Source organism: Rhodococcus sp. DMF-1, from assembly GCF_021441945.1.
In the GTDB taxonomy this organism is placed as follows: domain Bacteria; phylum Actinomycetota; class Actinomycetes; order Mycobacteriales; family Mycobacteriaceae; genus Rhodococcus; species Rhodococcus ruber.
The window spans coordinates 2,365,545-2,380,735 of the sequence record NZ_CP090442.1 but is presented as its reverse complement, the minus strand read 5'-3'; the positions used below and the strand labels follow the sequence as shown (position 1 = coordinate 2,380,735).

The 15,191-nt window shown below is 73.2% G+C and carries 12 protein-coding genes; 6 read left to right on the top strand and 6 right to left on the bottom strand.

Annotation, left to right across the window (positions count from 1 at the left end):
* Window positions 1-2: 2 nt before the first annotated feature.
* The 4 genes from LZP97_RS10965 to LZP97_RS10950 form a co-directional block, all read right to left on the bottom strand.
* Complete coding sequence (locus tag LZP97_RS10965; protein ID WP_048771110.1) at window positions 3-1,739, bottom strand: NTP transferase domain-containing protein; 1,737 nt, start codon at window positions 1,737-1,739, stop codon at window positions 3-5.
* Between the two features lie 432 nt (window positions 1,740-2,171).
* Window positions 2,172-2,468 carry an MGMT family protein gene (locus LZP97_RS10960; RefSeq protein ID WP_010594705.1) on the bottom strand — a complete coding sequence of 99 codons (297 nt, stop codon included), beginning with the start codon at window positions 2,466-2,468 and terminating at the stop codon, window positions 2,172-2,174.
* Entirely contained in the window at window positions 2,469-3,245 is a 777-nt protein-coding gene (locus LZP97_RS10955; protein ID WP_010594704.1) for an alpha/beta fold hydrolase, read from the bottom strand.
* On the bottom strand, window positions 3,242-3,793 hold the full coding sequence (locus tag LZP97_RS10950; RefSeq protein WP_172603606.1) for a winged helix-turn-helix transcriptional regulator: 552 nt from the start codon (window positions 3,791-3,793) through the stop codon (window positions 3,242-3,244). Before LZP97_RS10950 ends, LZP97_RS10955 begins: the two co-directional genes overlap by 4 nt.
* A gap of 52 nt (window positions 3,794-3,845) precedes the next feature.
* Between LZP97_RS10950 and LZP97_RS10945 the strand changes: the two genes are divergently transcribed.
* From LZP97_RS10945 to LZP97_RS10935, 3 genes are all read left to right on the top strand, one after another.
* A complete protein-coding gene (locus tag LZP97_RS10945; RefSeq protein WP_048770758.1) occupies window positions 3,846-4,256 on the top strand; it encodes a PaaI family thioesterase in 411 nt (136 codons plus the stop codon).
* A gap of 165 nt (window positions 4,257-4,421) precedes the next feature.
* The gene (locus LZP97_RS10940; protein ID WP_040272488.1) at window positions 4,422-7,748 is read left to right on the top strand and encodes an ATP-dependent helicase; all 3,327 of its coding nucleotides are present in this window, start codon (window positions 4,422-4,424) and stop codon (window positions 7,746-7,748) included.
* Window positions 7,745-11,173, top strand: coding sequence for an ATP-dependent helicase (locus tag LZP97_RS10935; RefSeq protein ID WP_230831607.1), 3,429 nt, complete (start codon window positions 7,745-7,747; stop codon window positions 11,171-11,173). The genes LZP97_RS10940 and LZP97_RS10935 overlap by 4 nt, the downstream gene beginning before the upstream one ends.
* On the opposite strand, the gene LZP97_RS10930 is transcribed toward LZP97_RS10935, so the two are convergent.
* The gene (locus tag LZP97_RS10930) at window positions 11,120-11,512 is read right to left on the bottom strand and encodes a DoxX family protein (RefSeq protein ID WP_017679546.1); all 393 of its coding nucleotides are present in this window, start codon (window positions 11,510-11,512) and stop codon (window positions 11,120-11,122) included. The two genes, LZP97_RS10935 and LZP97_RS10930, sit on opposite strands and share 54 nt — an antisense overlap.
* Window positions 11,513-11,615: 103 nt before the next feature.
* On the opposite strand from LZP97_RS10930, the gene LZP97_RS10925 reads away from it, so the two are divergent.
* Together LZP97_RS10925 and nudC are read left to right on the top strand one after the other, a co-directional pair.
* Window positions 11,616-12,683 carry a potassium channel family protein gene (locus LZP97_RS10925; RefSeq protein ID WP_010594695.1) on the top strand — a complete coding sequence of 356 codons (1,068 nt, stop codon included), beginning with the start codon at window positions 11,616-11,618 and terminating at the stop codon, window positions 12,681-12,683.
* A 26-nt stretch (window positions 12,684-12,709) separates the two neighbouring features.
* The gene (gene nudC / locus LZP97_RS10920; protein ID WP_017679544.1) at window positions 12,710-13,612 is read left to right on the top strand and encodes an NAD(+) diphosphatase; all 903 of its coding nucleotides are present in this window, start codon (window positions 12,710-12,712) and stop codon (window positions 13,610-13,612) included.
* 5 nt (window positions 13,613-13,617) lie between these two features.
* Here nudC and LZP97_RS10915 read toward each other — a convergent pair whose 3' ends face one another.
* Window positions 13,618-14,229 carry a TetR/AcrR family transcriptional regulator gene (locus LZP97_RS10915; RefSeq protein WP_040272491.1) on the bottom strand — a complete coding sequence of 204 codons (612 nt, stop codon included), beginning with the start codon at window positions 14,227-14,229 and terminating at the stop codon, window positions 13,618-13,620.
* 105 nt (window positions 14,230-14,334) lie between these two features.
* Between LZP97_RS10915 and LZP97_RS10910 the strand changes: the two genes are divergently transcribed.
* Window positions 14,335-15,180: an SDR family NAD(P)-dependent oxidoreductase gene (locus LZP97_RS10910; RefSeq protein ID WP_017679542.1), complete on the top strand. Its 846-nt coding sequence runs from the start codon at window positions 14,335-14,337 to the stop codon at window positions 15,178-15,180.
* Window positions 15,181-15,191 lie beyond the last annotated feature (11 nt).

Genomic DNA, 15,191 nt, shown 5'->3' with positions numbered 1-15,191 from the left:
GGTCACTGCGGCAGCGGCACCAGCTCCACCGGATCGCCGTTCTCCGCGCCGGGTGGCACGAGCGCGATCGCGCGCCGTCCGATCAGTCCCGCCAGGTGCGCGGTGCGGACCGCGTTGTCGCACACCCACGATCCGTTGCCGGTCTGTCGGGCCGGCAGCAGCCGGGTGACGTCACCGCTCACCTGCGAGGCGTTCGCCAGCGGTGCGGTCCACGGTGCCTGCGGCCGGCGGCCCGTCAGACCGTCGACGACGGCGGGCAGCATCACCAGCAGCGTCGCGACGGCCGCGACCGGATTGCCCGGCAGGCCGAGCACCACTCGGCCGTCCGGCAGCACGGCTGTCACCTGGGACCCGCCCGGCTTGCACCGGACCCGTTCGACGACGATCGACGCGCCGGCCCGCGCCAGCGCAGAGCGCAACTGGTCCGCGGCCCCGCCGCCGGTCGCCCCGGCGACGACGATCGCGTCGACGCCGGTGGTCTCGCCGAACAGCCGGTCGAACCCGTCGCCGGTGTCGCGCAGGTGCGCCTCCCCGGCGACGGCGGCCCCGCACCACTGCACGAACCGCGGCAGGACGGGACCGAGCGAATCTCGGGTCTGGCCCTCGCGCAGCGGCCCGTCGCGGCGGATCTCGTCGCCGGTGACGACCACGTGGACCCGCACGGGTCCGCGGACCTGTACGGCGGTCACCTCGCCGCTCAGCGCCGCGGAGATCACCGCCGGGCCCAGGGCGACGCCCGCCGCGGCGAGTTCGACGCCGGGCGCCCAGTCCTCCCCGCGACGGCGCGCGTCGTCGCGCACCGGGGCATCGGGTATCCGGGTGACGGTGCCGTCGGTCACCTCGACGTGTTCGTCTCGCACGACCGTCGTGGCGCCGGGCGGCAGGTAGGCGCCGGTGGCGATGCGCGCCGCCTGGCCGTTCTGCAGGGTGAACGGCTCGGTCGCGCCGGCCCGGTGGACCTCGGCGCGCAGCAGCCACGGTCCGTCGCCGGCGACGGCGTATCCGTCCATCGCCGACACCGCGGCTCTCGGCAGCGCCTCGGCGGCGACGAGCGGTGCGGCGAGGGTGGCGCCCTCCGCCTCGTGCGGCGCGCGGGTGCGGACCGGCAACCGCGGCAGCGACTTCCGGAGCGCCGCGCGCGCGGCCTCGGGGTCGGCCGCGATCAGCCCGGAACGGGCGGCCCGGGCCTGCGCGAGCTCCTGCGGTGTGTCGCAGTCCGCGGTCCCCGCCACCGGGACCGTGACGTATCGCTCCGGCAGCAGGGCCTTCATCGGTTGATTGGCCGGATCCGCCCCCAGCGCGGCGAGGTGGCCGGAGAGCGCGGGACCACGCCACGCGGCGAGCAGGAACTGGATCCGCCCCGAGTCGTCGACCGCGAACGCCGCGTCGGATCCCGGGGCTCCGCGCAGGGCCTCGACGAGTGCGGCGACCGTGTCCGCGGTGAGGAACGGCAGGTCCGCGGCGAGGGTCAGCACCACCGGCTCGTGGACGCCCGCGGCGGCGAGCGCGGCAACCGGCCCGGCCCCGGCGGGCTCTTCCTGTACCTGAATCACCGCGGGGTCGAGATCGTCGCGTCGTGGTCCGACGACGGCGATCCGCCGGCACCCGCCCACCGCGGTCAAGGCGATGTCGAGCAGTCGCCGTCCCCCGACGACGAGCGCGGGCTTGTCGACACCGCCCATGCGGGTCGCGCGCCCACCCGCGACGATGACGGCCTCCACGTCGGTCAGCGAACTCATGAGGTCATGCTGCCCGACGCCGGCCGGCGCGGCGTGCCGGGCCGGGTCAGTCCGGCGTGTGACGACTGCGCGGCGGCCCGCCGATCCCACACCGGCCCCCGCGTCGGCGGGGTGCGCGGCGGCCGGTGCACGCGTGCGGGAGGTCCTGCTGCGGCGCCTGCCCGGGCGGCGCGGTTCGCACCGCCCGCGGGGGTGTCGCTGTGCTGCCGGCTGCGGGACGGCCTCGGCTCCACCCGTCTCGTCGCCGCGGCGGAACGGCAGGACTCGTCCTGCCGCCGGGCACCCGATTCGGCGCCGGTCGTGCGTTCGACGACCATCAGCGCCGGCCGTTCACCCAAGCGGTCGCGGACCTACTCGCCGCGGTCGACGTGCCGGCCGGGCTCGGCGCGGCCGTCCTGGAGCCGCGTGCAGCGGCACCAGGTGTGAGCCGGTTCAGAACCGGTGTCGCGCCGCCGCGAGATCGACCCGGCCGTCGCGGATCGGCACTCCCTCCCGGCCCAGCCTGGCGAGCTGCCGGTGGGCCAGGTGCGCGGCGGGCCTCCCGGAGGCCGGGACCACCCGGTGCCACGGCAGGTCCGCGCTGTCGGTCCGCATGATCCAGCCCACGGTGCGCGGGCTGGACAGTCCGGCCGCCGCCGCGACGTCGCCGTAGGTGGTCACGCGGCCTTCGGGGACCGCCGCGACCAGTTCCCGGACGCGTTCGACGTCGGCCTCGCTCGTCGCCGGCACCTACAGCAGCTTCCGGACGAGGGCCGCCGTCTCCTGCGGTCGTGCCTGTTCGATCATGTGGTCGCAGTCGAGGTCGAGTGTCGTGAGGTTCGTGCCGAGCCGGTCGGCGAGGGCGGCCCGGAACTCGTCGGTGACGTACGGCGGCTGCACCTTCGCGGCCCGCGCGACGATCGTGGGCAGGTGGGCCGGGGGCAGGACGAACTCGCGTGCCAGCTCGCTCCACGACGCCACGAGCGCGGGAACGCACAGCCGCCAGTTGACCCGGCCGGAATCGAGGGTGACCAGGTGCTCGGCGAGTTCGGCGTCGAGCAGCGCGGGATCGACCTCACCCCAGGAACCGTTCGTCTTGTCGGCACGGGCCTCGGCCGCGTCCGTGTAGTCGGGGTGCTGCACCGTCAGCTCCGCGATCTCGAGCATGCGTTCCGGCGGCAGCCCGATCGCCGGATCCAGCAGCACCAGACCGCGCACCCGCTCGGGCGCAGCCGCGGCCAGATGCACGGCCAGGGCACCGCCGAACGAATGGCCGACCACCAGCACCGGACCCGAGGCGTGGGCGTCGAGGACGGTGAGCAGGTCCCGTACGTGTGTCTCGAAGTTCCACGGCGGTGTCCACGGGGAGCGGCCGTGTCCGCGCAGGTCCGGCGCGAGCACCCGTGCATGGGGGAGGTGCTGCGACGCGAGGTGCTCCCAGCGCCGGCCGTGACCGGTGAGGCCGTGCAGGGCGAGCAGCTGCGGACCGTCGACGGGACCGAACAGGTGGGTGTGCAGTTCGTTCACCCGTCGATTGTGTCAGGGCCGCGGCCGGCTCCAGGGGCAGCCGATGCGCTCGCACGGGACCGGTGCGGCCGTGTCGGCCGATCGGCAGGGACGGGCCGGGCTCCCGGACCGGGGGTGGATTCGGTCTCGCGGGCGGTCAGACCGGCCGTGCCGGCGGGAACGACCACCGCGGCGACGGGGCGGCCGCTCACCCGGTCACGAACCACCACGGGGGGTCCGTCCTCGTCGGCGCAGTAGCGGTCGCCCCACTGGAGAAGTGCGACCAGGACGGGGAAGAGGTCCATGCCCTTGTCGGTGAGCCGGTACTCGTTGCGGGTGCGGTGTCCGGCCTCCCGGTACGGCGCCGGGCGCAGGATTCCCGCCGCCACCAGTTTGCGCAGGCGGTCGGCCAGGATCGGCTCGGACATCCCGATGTGCCGCCGCATGTCGTCGAACCGGCGCACGCCGTTGAACGCCTCCCGCAGGACGAGCAGGGTCCACTTCTCGCCGATCACGTCCAATGTCCGCTGCACGGAACAGTTCGTCGTGTCCGTCTCCAACCAGCGCATGCCCCGAGGCTAGCCCCTTGCTCACTGCAATTTCAGAAGTTAGCGTGGCGCCATGGACACCACCGGTACCGATCTCCCCAGCGACAGCGCCTTCCTGCAGGCCGCGGGCCTCGTGCTCGACGAGGTCTCCGGCACCCGGGTCACCGGGCACATCGATCTGGGGCGGGACCATCACACCCCGTGGGGCGTCGTGCACGGCGGTGTCTACACCACCGCCGTCGAATCCGCGGCCAGCGTCGGAGCCAGCGCCGCTGTCCAGGACCGCGGCCAGTTCGCGGTCGGGGTCCACAACAGCACCGACTTCCTGCGCTCGAGCACGGGTGAGCGCGTCGACGTCGTCGCCGAACCACTTCAGCAGGGCCGCGTCCAGCAGCTGTGGCTCGTCACCGTCACCGGCAGCGAGAGCGGCAGGACCCTGGCGCGCGGTCAGGTCCGGCTGCAGAACGTTCCTCTGCCCGGCTGACTCGCCGCTCGCGGTCGGTTTCATGGTCGCCGCTCGCGGTTGTGCTGGATTCACCGCTCGCGGCGGTGCCGTCTTCGCCGCTCGCGGCGGTGCCGTCTTCGCCGCTCGCGGCGGTGCCGTCTTCGCCGCTCGCGGCGTGTCGGACCCGTCTGCTGGAATGGCCGCATGACCGACGCCGACCTTCGCCCCGACGCCCGGCCGCAGCAGGTCGAGGTGCGTCTGGTGCCGAGGCCGGACGAGGCACCCCCGCAGCGCCGATGGCCCGAGGACGTGCAGCGGCTGTTCGCGGACTCGCCGCCCCTGCCGCAGTGGCGGCCGTGGCAGGTGCTGGGCGGTCCCGGGACGGGAAAGACGGCGCTGCTCGTGGACCTGGCCGTCGCCCGGATCGTCGCCGGCGCCGACCCGGAATCGGTGCTGGTGCTCACCCATTCGCGACGCGCTGCCACCGAGGTCCGCGAGGCGATCACCGCCGGGTTGCTCCGCGCGGGGGTGGCTGGCGGCGGTCCCCGCGCCACGCGGGAGCCACTGGTGCGCACCGTCCACTCGTACGCGTTCGCGGTGCTGCGGCTGCAGGCGTCCACACACGGCAACCCGCCGCCGCGCCTGATCACCGGAGCCGAGCAGGACGCCGTCCTGCGCGAGTTGTTGCGCGGAGATCTCGACGACGGCGCAGGAATGTGGCCCGAGCGGCTGCGGCCCGCGCTCGGCATGACCGGTTTCGCAGTGGAGCTGCGGGACCTGATGCTGCGCGCCAACGAACGCGGTCTCGGCCCGGAGGACCTGATCGAGCTCGGGCAGCAGCGATCGCGACCGGAATGGGTCGCCGTCGGCGAGTTCGCCGCCCGGTACGAGCAGATCATGCTGCTGCGCGGTGCCGTGGGCATGGAGGCCCCCGAGGCCACCGCGCCCGCCCTCGACGCCGCCGAACTCGTCGGTGCCGCCCTCGCCGCATTCGTCACCGATCCGGACCTGCTCGCGCGGGAACGCTCCCGGATCCGGCACCTGCTCGTCGACGACGCGCAACATCTCGATCCGCAGGCCGCGCAGTTGGTGCGCGTCGTCGGCCTCGGCACCCGCACCACCACCATCGCCGGTGACCCGGACCAGGCGGTCTTCACCTTCCGCGGTGCCGACCCGGCCTTTCTCGCCTCGCTCGCCGACGACGACCCGAGCCGCCGCGTGGTGCTCGGAACCAACCATCGCGCCGCCCCGGAGGTGGCAGAACTCGTCGGCCGGATCACCCGGCGGCTCTCCGGTCTCCCGCCGCACCGCGGCGCACCCGCCGTCCCCTCGGACGATCCGGGAACCGTGCGGGTCCGGGTGCTGCCGACGCCGGCGAAGGAGGCCGCGCTCGTCGCAGACACGCTGCGCCGCGCCCACCTCGTCGACGGGGTGCCGTGGTCCCGCATGGCCGTCGTGGTGCGGTCGGTGCCGCGTTCGCTCGCTCCGCTGCGGCGGGCCCTGCTGGCCGCCGGGGTGCCGGTGACCACAGCTGCATCCGAGCTTCCGCTGGCCCGCCAGCACGGGGTCGCCGGACTGCTGCTCGTGCTGCGGGCGCTGTCCGGGCTGCCGTTCGGTGGTGAGGAGGCGCTCGCCCTGCTGTCCGGTCCCGTCGGCGGAGCCGAACCGGTCGCGCTGCGCCGCCTGCGCCGGGGCCTGCGCCGGGTCGAACTCGCCGCCGGGGGCGACCGTGACTCGGCCGAACTGCTGCGGCTGCTGCTCGTCGACGACGAGAGCGAGGACGCCGAACGGCTCGTGCACGCCCTCACCGACGTCGAGGCGGCGCCGCTGAAGAAGGCGCAGTCCGTGCTGCGCAAGGCACGGGACGCCGCGCGCCGCGGCGGCGGGATCGAGGACGTGCTGTGGGAGGCGTGGCAGGCCACCGGCCTCGAACGCAAGTGGTCCGCGGCATCCGAACGCGGTGGACCCGTCGGCGCGCAGGCGGATCGCGACCTCGACGGCATCGTGGCGCTGTTCGACGCCGCCGCCGACTACGTCGACCGGCTGCCGCGCGCCCAGCTCGCCGGATTCGTCGACTACCTCACCGAGCAGGAGATCCCGGGTTCCGTCCGCGCCCGCCTCGTCGCGCAGGCAGAGGCGGTGACCGTCGTCAGTGCGCACTCGGCGGCCGGCCGCGAGTGGGACGTCGTGGCGGTCGCAGGCGTGCAGGAGGGCCTTTGGCCGAGCCTGCGGGCCCGCGGCACCCTGCTCGGGATCGAGACGCTGATCGACGCGGTCTCCGGGGCCGACGACGGTGGCGACGGCACGACGCGGCTCTCCCGCACCGCCCCGCTGCTGGCCGACGAGCGCCGCCTGTTCCTCGTCGCGTGCAGTCGCGCGCGGCGCACCCTCCTCGTCACCGCCGTGGAATCGGTCGGCGGCGACACCGACATGGTGCGGTCCCGGTTCGTCGACGAGTTGGTGGGCGCGGCCTCGGACGACGAGGTCGACGAGCCGGGGGAGGACGTCTCGGTACTGCCGGAGGAGATCCGCACCCGCGTGCTCGCGCTGCCCACCCTCGTCGCCGAGCTGCGCAGCGTCGTGTGCGATCCCGTGGTGGCCCGCGACGACCCTCAGCGGCAACGCCGGGCAGCGGCACAGCTCGCGCGGCTCGCCCGGGCCCGGGTGCGCGGCGCACATCCGGACCAGTGGTACGGCACCGCCGAACCCAGCACGCAGCAGGAACTGTGGGACCCCGGGGCCGACGCGGTGCCGCTGTCGCCGTCGACGGTCGAACAGCTCACCACGTGCCCGCTGCGGTGGATGTTCGAGCGGCACGGTGGCTCCGACGGCGACAACACCCACGCTGTCGCGGGGAGCCTGGTGCACACGCTGGTCCAGGCGCTCGCCGGACGGATCCCGCCGGACCAGGTGGAGCGGGCGCTCGAACGGGCTTGGGACTCGGTCGATCTCGGCTCGCAGTGGTACGCCCGTCGCGAGCTCGAGCGCACCCGCGCCATGCTGGACACGTTCTCGGCGTGGCTGCGCGGTACCCGTGGCGAGCTCACCGAGGTCGGTGTCGAGATCGCCGTCGACGGCATCCTCGAACCCCGGACCGACGACGAGCCGCGGGTGCGGTTGCGTGGCCGGATCGACCGGCTCGAGCGGGACCCCGAGGGGCGGCCGGTGATCATCGACGTCAAGACCGCGCGCCATCCCGTCACCAAGGAAGCGGCGCAGGAGCACGCGCAGCTGGCGGCCTACCAGGTCGCCGCCGCGGCCGGCGCGATCGACGGGCAGCCCGCCGCCGAACCCGGCGGGGCACGGTTGGTGTTCGTCGCCAAACCTCACAACAAGGAGGGCGCCACCCAGCGGGTGCAGCCTCCGCTGGACGCCGAGACGCTCGACCGTTGGCGTGACGTGATCCACGAAGCAGCCGCGGCCACCCGGGGACCGCAGTTCCTGGCCCGGGTCAACGACGGGTGCCGGCACTGCCCGGTCCTGTCGAGCTGCCCGGCGCACGACGAGGGCAGGCAGGTGACGGGACAGTGACACCACCGACGGTGACCGCGGCCGAGTTGGCAGCCGCGCTCGGGCAGTTCCCGCCGACCGACGAGCAGGCCGCGGTGATCGAGGCGCCGCTGCGGCCCACGCTCGTCGTCGCCGGCGCCGGGGCCGGCAAGACCGAGACGATGGCGGCGCGGGTCGTCTGGCTCGTCGCGAACGGTTTCGTCGACCCGGAACAGGTGCTGGGCCTGACATTCACGCGCAAGGCCGCCCAGCAGCTCACCACCCGGATCCGCCGGCGGCTCGCGAAGCTCGCCGGTTCGCCGCTGGTGCGCGACCTCGACCCCACCGGCGGGCTACGGGCCCGCATTCTCGCCGGGGAGCCGGAGGTGGGCACCTATCACTCGTACGCCGGGCGACTGCTCGGTGAGCACGGGCTGCTGTTGCCCATCGAACCGTCGGCGACGCTGCTGTCCGAGACCGAACTGTGGCAACTCGCGTATCGCGTGGTCAGCGCCTGGGACGGCGACCTCGACACCGACCGCAATCCCGCGTCGGTCACCGAGTGCGTGCTGGCGCTGGCGGGACAGCTCGCCGAGCACCTCGTCGAGCCGGACGACCTGCGCGTCGCGCACACCGAGCTGGACAAACTCGTGCACACGCTGCCCGCGGGCCCCAAGCAACGTGGGGGCCCGGCGAAGACCCTGCTGAACATTCTCGACGTGCAGCAGTCGCGGATCGAACTGCTGCCCCTGGTCGAGCGGTTGGCGCAGACGCTGCGCCGCGAGGGCGCGCTGGACTTCGGCAGCCAGATGTCGCTCGCGGCCCGGATGGCGCGCGACCACCCGGAGGTGGGCCGTGCCGAGCGGGCCCGGTTCCGCGTGGTGCTGCTCGACGAGTACCAGGACACCGGCCACGCCCAGCGCGTCCTGCTGTCGTCGCTGTTCGGCGGTTCGCCGTCCGGCAGGACCGAGGACCCCATGCCCGCCGTGACCGCGGTGGGCGACCCGATGCAGTCGATCTACGGATGGCGTGGCGCGTCCGCGGCGAATCTGCCCCGGTTCTCGACGGACTTTCCGCTGGCGGACGGCAGCCCCGCACCGCGGCTCGAGCTGCTCACCAGCTGGCGCAACCCCCCCGAGGCCCTGGAGCTGGCGAACTCGGCGTCGGAGCCGTTGCGGCACAAGGGTGTCCAGGTGAGCATGCTGCGCGCCAAGCCCGAGCCGGTCACCGGTGACGTCCGGCTCGCCCTGCACACCGACGTCGAGGCCGAACGGGAATGGGTGGCGGAGCGGATCGCCGCCGAGTACGCGGCCGCCCGGGAGTCCGAGGCGCCGCCGCCCACCGCGGCGGTGCTGGTGCGCCGCAACGCCGACGCCGCACCGATCGCCGAGGCACTGCGCGCCCGCGGGCTGCCCGTCGAAGTCGTCGGTCTCGGCGGCCTGTTGCACACCCCCGAGGTCGCGGACGTGATCGCCATGCTGCGGCTGGCCGCGGACCCGACGGCTGGCAGCGCGGCCGTGCGGGTGTTGACCGGGGCCCGCTGGCAGCTCGGCGCCGCCGACCTGCAGGCGCTCTGGCGACGGGCCGGTGAACTCGCCATCGGGGGCCGGTTCGGCGTCGGCGGCTCGGTCACCGACTCGGCCGCCCTGGCCGAGGCGCTCGACAGCGCCCTGCCGGGCGAGCAGTCCGAGCAGGCGGGGATCGCCGACGCACTCTCCGATCCCGGTCCACCGCACCGCTATTCGGAGTTCGGGTACGCGCGCATCGTCGCGCTCGGCAAGGAACTGGCGTCCCTGCGGGAGCGGCTGGGCCAGCCGCTGACGGAACTCGTCGCGGAGGTGGAACGGGTCCTGGGCATCGGCATCGAGGCGCAGGCCAGGGCCGGCAGCGACGGCGGAGTCGGCCGGGAGAACCTCGACGCCTTCGCCGACGTGGTCGCCGGGTACGCGAGCCGCGGTTCGGCGACGTTGACCGGCCTGCTCGCCTATCTCTCCGCGGCGGAGGAGATCGAGGGCGGACTCGCCCCGGGCGAGGTGCAGGTCGCCACCGAGCGGGTGCAGGTGCTCACCGTGCACTCGGCCAAGGGCCTCGAATGGGAGGTGGTGGCGGTTCCGCACCTGACGGCGGGGGTGTTCCCCTCGTCGACGGCGGGCAGCACCTGGCTCGGCGCCCTCGGGGAACTGCCGCCGTCGCTACGTGGCGACCGGGCACTGCCGGACGAGAACAGCGAAGGTGTCCCCGTCCTCGATCTCGAGGACGTCTACGACCGCAAGTCGCTCGAGGACCGCATCGACACGCACAAGGACGCCCTCAAGCACCGGAAGATGGACGAGGACCGGCGTCTGTTCTACGTCGCGCTCACCCGCACGGAACGAGCCCTGTTCGTCTCCGGCCATCACTGGGCCGAGTCCGGAACGGAGCCGAAGGGACCGTCCCCGTTCCTGTCCGAACTGCACGAGCTGGTGGCGGAGCGACCCGGACTCGGTCGCGTCGAGATCTGGGCCCCGGCGCCGGAGGCCGGCACCGAGAACCCGATGACCGCGGATCCGCACACGGCCGTGTGGCCCCGCGATCCCCTCGGGCTCCGGCGCCCCTTCGTCGAGCAGGGCGCGGCCCTGGTCCTCGCGGCACTCGAGGAGCCCGAACCCGCGCGTCCGGCGAACCCGGACGACGACCCCGACGACTGGGCCGCGGACGTCGACGCGCTCCTCGCCGAACGGGCCCGTCGTGCCGAGCAGCGTGCCGAGGTGACGTTGCCCGCGCAGATGTCGGTCAGCCAGTTGGTGGATCTGGCTGCGGACCCGGCCGCGCTGGCCGCGCGACTGCGCCGCCCCTTGCCGTTCCGGCCGAACCCGCTCGCGCGGCGCGGCACGGCTTTCCATGCCTGGCTCGAACGCCGGTACGGCGCCACACGGCTGCTCGATCTCGACGAGCTGCCCGGCGCGGACGACGCCGGCGGCGACGAAACCGAACTCGACCGGCTCCAGGAGGCATTCCTGCGGTCGCAGTGGGCCCAGCGCAACCCGGTGGAGGTGGAGGTCCCGTTCGAGACCTCGCTGGCCGGGGTGGTGATCCGCGGCCGGATCGACGCGGTGTTCGAGGATCCGGACGGCGGCTGGACGGTCATCGACTGGAAGACCGGTGCCGAGCCCGACGAGGACCGGCTCGAGGCGGTGGCGATGCAGCTGGCCGCGTACCGCCTGGCCTGGGCGCAGCTGATGGCAGCCCGCACGTTCCGCGCGACCGGCCGGCCGGCCGAGCCGCCGCTCGGCAAGGTCCGGGCCGCCTTCCACTACGTGCGCACGGGACGGACCATCGCACCCGAGGACCTGCCCGGAGCCGAACGGCTGGACCGGCTGGTGCGCAGTGCCGGCGCGGACCGTCCGTCGGCCGGCGAACGAGAGCGACCGGCGTCAGCGGCGCGGGGCGTTGCGCCGGGCCGTGAGCGCCTGGGAGATCAGGGGTAGTTGCAGGGGCAGCCGGGCCACCGCGACCGCCTTCGCGGCCGGGGAGAGCCGCTCACTCCGCAGCCACGTCACGGCCATCTGCACGTTGGCCGGGAACACCGCGATCAGCAGCGCCGCGGCCAACGTCCCGCCGAGCCGGCGGGTCCGCGGAATCGCAAGTGCCGTCCCCACGGTCAGCTCGGCGATCCCGGATGCGTACGTGTACGTGCGTGGCGAGCCCGGCAGCGCCGTCGGCACGATCCGGTCGAAGGGGTGAGGGGAGGCGAAATGCGCCGCGCCCGCGCCGAGGAGGAGCGCGGACAGCCGCAGCGCCGCGCGCTGGGACGGGTGGGTGGACATGCGCGCCACACTAGCGGCCGACGCGTAGGCTGCGAGCCGATGTCAGCAACGAGAACGTCGGTGACCGTGTCGCCGGAGCAGAGAACACCGCGGGAGTGCCGCCATGCCGGGTAGGTTACGCGGCCGCTTCAGCCGTTCCGACGTGCTCACCGAGCGCCCGGACTTCGCGCTGGTGGGCATCCTGCGGGTGCCGCAGTTGCAGACGAGTCCGAGCCGGGCCATCACCCGTCGCGTCGGATATGCGGTGGCGGCATTGATGTTCGCCGTGCTGGTGGTCTACCTGGACCGGGACGGCTATCGCGACGCCCAGGGTGACCCGCTGTCGCTGCTGGACTGCATCTACTATGCAACCGTCTCGCTGTCGACCACCGGGTACGGCGACATCACCCCGTTCACCCCCGAGGCGAGACTGATCAATGTCCTGGTCGTCACGCCGCTCCGGATTTTCTTCCTCATCGTCCTGGTCGGTACGACGCTCTCGGCGCTGACCGAGAGTTCGCGCCAGGCGTTCAAGATTCAGCGTTGGAGGCGCCGCGTGCGTAATCACACCGTCGTCGTCGGATACGGCACCAAGGGCCGCACCGCGGTGGATGCGATGCTGGGCGACGGGGTTCCGCCCTCGGAGATCGTCGTCGTCGACACGGATCCCGTGGTGCTCGAAACCGCCGCGGGACAGGGCCTGGTGACCGTGCAGGGTTCGGCGACGAAATCGGATGTGCTGCGCCTGGCCGGGGTTCAGCACGCAGCAGCGATCATCGTCGCCGCCAACCGGGACGACACCGCGGTGCTCGTCACGCTCAGCGCGCGCGAGATCGCTCCGAGGGCAAAGATCGTCGCGGCCATCCGCGAATCGGAGAACACGCATCTGCTGCGCCAATCCGGCGCGGACTCGGTGGTCATCTCGTCGGAGACCGCGGGCCGGTTGCTCGGCATCGCCACCACGACCCCGAGCGTCGTGGAGATGATCGAGGATCTGCTCACCCCGGAGGCGGGATTCGCGATCGCCGAACGGGACGTCGAGCCGAACGAAGTGGGCGGCTCGCCCCGGCACCTGTCCGACATCGTGCTCGGCGTCGTGCGCGACGGTCGCCTGCTGCGCGTGGGGTCCCCCGAGGTCGACGCCGTGGAGGCGGACGACAAGCTGCTCTACATCCGGCGGGTGTCGGGCTGAGCCCGCGCCGCCGCTAGGGTGCAGGCGTGAGCCGTTTCCAGCTGTCCGACACCCCCCTGCTCTCCCGCGCGGTCGTCGACCGCGCCGAGGAGCTGCGGGGCGACGCCGCGGCCCTGCACGACGGTTGGTCGCAGGCCCTTCTGCTACGGGTCGATCGTCACGGGCAGGTGCCGGTGGACGGCGACGCACTGGTGTTCGCCGCGGCGGTGGAGCTGGGACCCGAGCCGGTTCCGGGCGCGGTGTTCCTCGGTGTGCGCGGCGACCGGCACGTGTGGGCGATCCGGGTGCTCGCGCAGACCGGAACGGTCGCCGATCTGCGCCGGGTGGGGGAGCGGCTCGACGACGCCGACGCGGGTCTGATGGTGACCGCGGTGGCCCTGCTCAACTGGCACGACAGCGCGGGTTTCAGTTCGCTGGACGGAGCGCCGACCGAGCCGACCCTGTCCGGCTGGTCGAGGATCAGTACCAGCACCGGTCACGAGGAGTTCCCGCGGACCGACCCGGCGATCATCTGTCTCGTGCACGACGGCGCGGACCGGGTCCTGCTGGCGCGACAGCCGGTGTGGCCGGAGCGACGGTTCTCCGTGCTCGCCGGGTTCGTCGAGGCGGGGGAGTCGCTCGAGTCCTGCGTCGTGCGGGAGATCCGCGAGGAGGTCGGCGTCGACGTGCGCGAAGTGCGATATCTCGGTAGCCAGCCGTGGCCGTTCCCGCGCTCGGTGATGATCGGGTTCTCGGCCGTCGCCGATCCGGACCGTCCGCTGGCCTTCCTCGACGGCGAGATCGCCGAGGCCCGCTGGTTCACCCGCGACGAGGTGCGGGCCGCGCTGGCGCTCGGAGACTGGGCCTCCCCGGCCGACGCCCCGTTGTTGCTGCCCGGATCGATCTCGATCGCTCGGGGCATGCTGGAGGGCTGGGTCCGGGGGAGCTGAACCGGTCAGGACCGGGGCCACAGCAGACCGGTGAGCACGGTCTCGACGAGGTGATCGGTGTACTCGTAGGTCAGCGGACCGGAGCGCAGCAGCCAGCGCTGGGCGACGGGGGCGAAGAGGGTGTCGACGACGGCGTCGAGATCCACTTCGGGGGACAGCTGACCCTGTCGCTGCGCCGCGCGCAGCCGCTCCTTCTTCAACCGCCGCGTCGGCTCGTCGAGGCGACGGGAGTATTCGGCGGCCAGGGACTCGTCCTCGAGGACGGCGACGGTCAGCGCGCGCAACGGCCGTTCGAACCGGGGATCGTTCAGTTCGTCGACGGTGGCGCGCAGCACCGCCTTGATGTCGGCGACGAGATCGCCCGTGTTCGGTAGGCCCTGCGGGTCCTCCGGTTCGCCGCCCACGTTTGCGTCGAGGTAGGCGTCGAGCAGCACCGATCCCTTCGACGGCCACCACCGGTAGATGGTTTGTTTCCCGACGCCGGCTCGGGCAGCGATCGCCTCGATGCTCGACTTGCCGTAGCCCACCTCACCGACCAACTCCACCGCGGCGGTCAGGATCGCTGTCCGGGCGGCGTCGCTGCGGCGGGTGATTCTCGGAGGCATGGAACACAGCATAGGCCAAACCGAGACGAGACGGACCGTCTTGACTGAGAGGGGCGGTGGTCCCATACTGGCACGGCGAGACGATCCGTCTCGTCTAGTATTCGAGGAGGTGCCGACATGGTCGAGCAGCGGATATGGCTGGTCACGGGGGCGAGCCGCGGGCTGGGCCGAGCGTTCACCCGGGAGGCGCTCGCCGCGGGAGACCGGGTGGCCGCCCTCGCCCGCACCGCGACCGCAGCGCCCGAGTACCGGGACGACGAGCGGGTACTCACCGTCGACGTCGACGTGACCGACCGGTCGGCGGTGTTCGCGGCGGTCGAGCGGGTCGTCGACCACTTCGGTCGCCTCGATGTCGTCGTCAACAACGCCGGGACGATGTGGACCGGCTTCGTCGAGGAGTTCACAGAGGAGCAGGCACGCGCCCAGATGGAGACCAACTTCTTCGGAGCGCTGTGGGTCACGCAGGCGGTGTTGCCGGCGCTGCGCCGACGTCCACCGGGCCGGCTGCTGCAGATCTCCAGTGTTGCGGGGATCGCGGCATTTCCCACCACCGGGTTGTACAGCGCGAGCAAGTTCGCACTGGAGGGACTGAGCGAGGCGGTCGCTGCGGAGGCCGCACACTTCGGGGTCGCCGTGACGATCGTCGAACCCGGCGGATACTGGACGGACCTGTACAAGGACATGCCCGCCACTGCGCCGCTCGACGACTATGCGGCGCTGCGCGCCGAGCTGGCGGCGACGTCGGACGCCGACGGCGTCGACAGCGAGCCGGCGCTCGCCGCGGCTGCGGTCCGGGCAGTCGTGGACAGCGACGATCCACCGAGACGGTTGATCCTCGGCAGCGTCGTCTACGACGCCGCGGTCGGACTCGCGCAGGACCGCATCCGGGACTGGGCGGCATGGGAGAAGGTCAGCCGGGCGGCCGAACATGCCGTGCCGGCCCCGCCGGGATACACCACCTGAGGTCCTCGGTG

What these genes read in the sequence shown, in the direction of transcription:
- LZP97_RS10965 (WP_048771110.1), bottom strand. Translation starts at nt 1,739, where the DNA reads ATGAGTTCGCTGACCGACGTGGAGGCCGTCATCGTCGCGGGTGGGCGC.
- LZP97_RS10950 (WP_172603606.1), bottom strand. Translation starts at nt 3,793, where the DNA reads ATGCGCTGGTTGGAGACGGACACGACGAACTGTTCCGTGCAGCGGACA.
- LZP97_RS10945 (WP_048770758.1), top strand. Translation starts at nt 3,846, where the DNA reads ATGGACACCACCGGTACCGATCTCCCCAGCGACAGCGCCTTCCTGCAG.
- LZP97_RS10940 (WP_040272488.1), top strand. Translation starts at nt 4,422, where the DNA reads ATGACCGACGCCGACCTTCGCCCCGACGCCCGGCCGCAGCAGGTCGAG.
- LZP97_RS10930 (WP_017679546.1), bottom strand. Translation starts at nt 11,512, where the DNA reads ATGTCCACCCACCCGTCCCAGCGCGCGGCGCTGCGGCTGTCCGCGCTC.
- LZP97_RS10925 (WP_010594695.1), top strand. Translation starts at nt 11,616, where the DNA reads ATGCCGGGTAGGTTACGCGGCCGCTTCAGCCGTTCCGACGTGCTCACC.
- LZP97_RS10915 (WP_040272491.1), bottom strand. Translation starts at nt 14,229, where the DNA reads ATGCTGTGTTCCATGCCTCCGAGAATCACCCGCCGCAGCGACGCCGCC.
- LZP97_RS10910 (WP_017679542.1), top strand. Translation starts at nt 14,335, where the DNA reads ATGGTCGAGCAGCGGATATGGCTGGTCACGGGGGCGAGCCGCGGGCTG.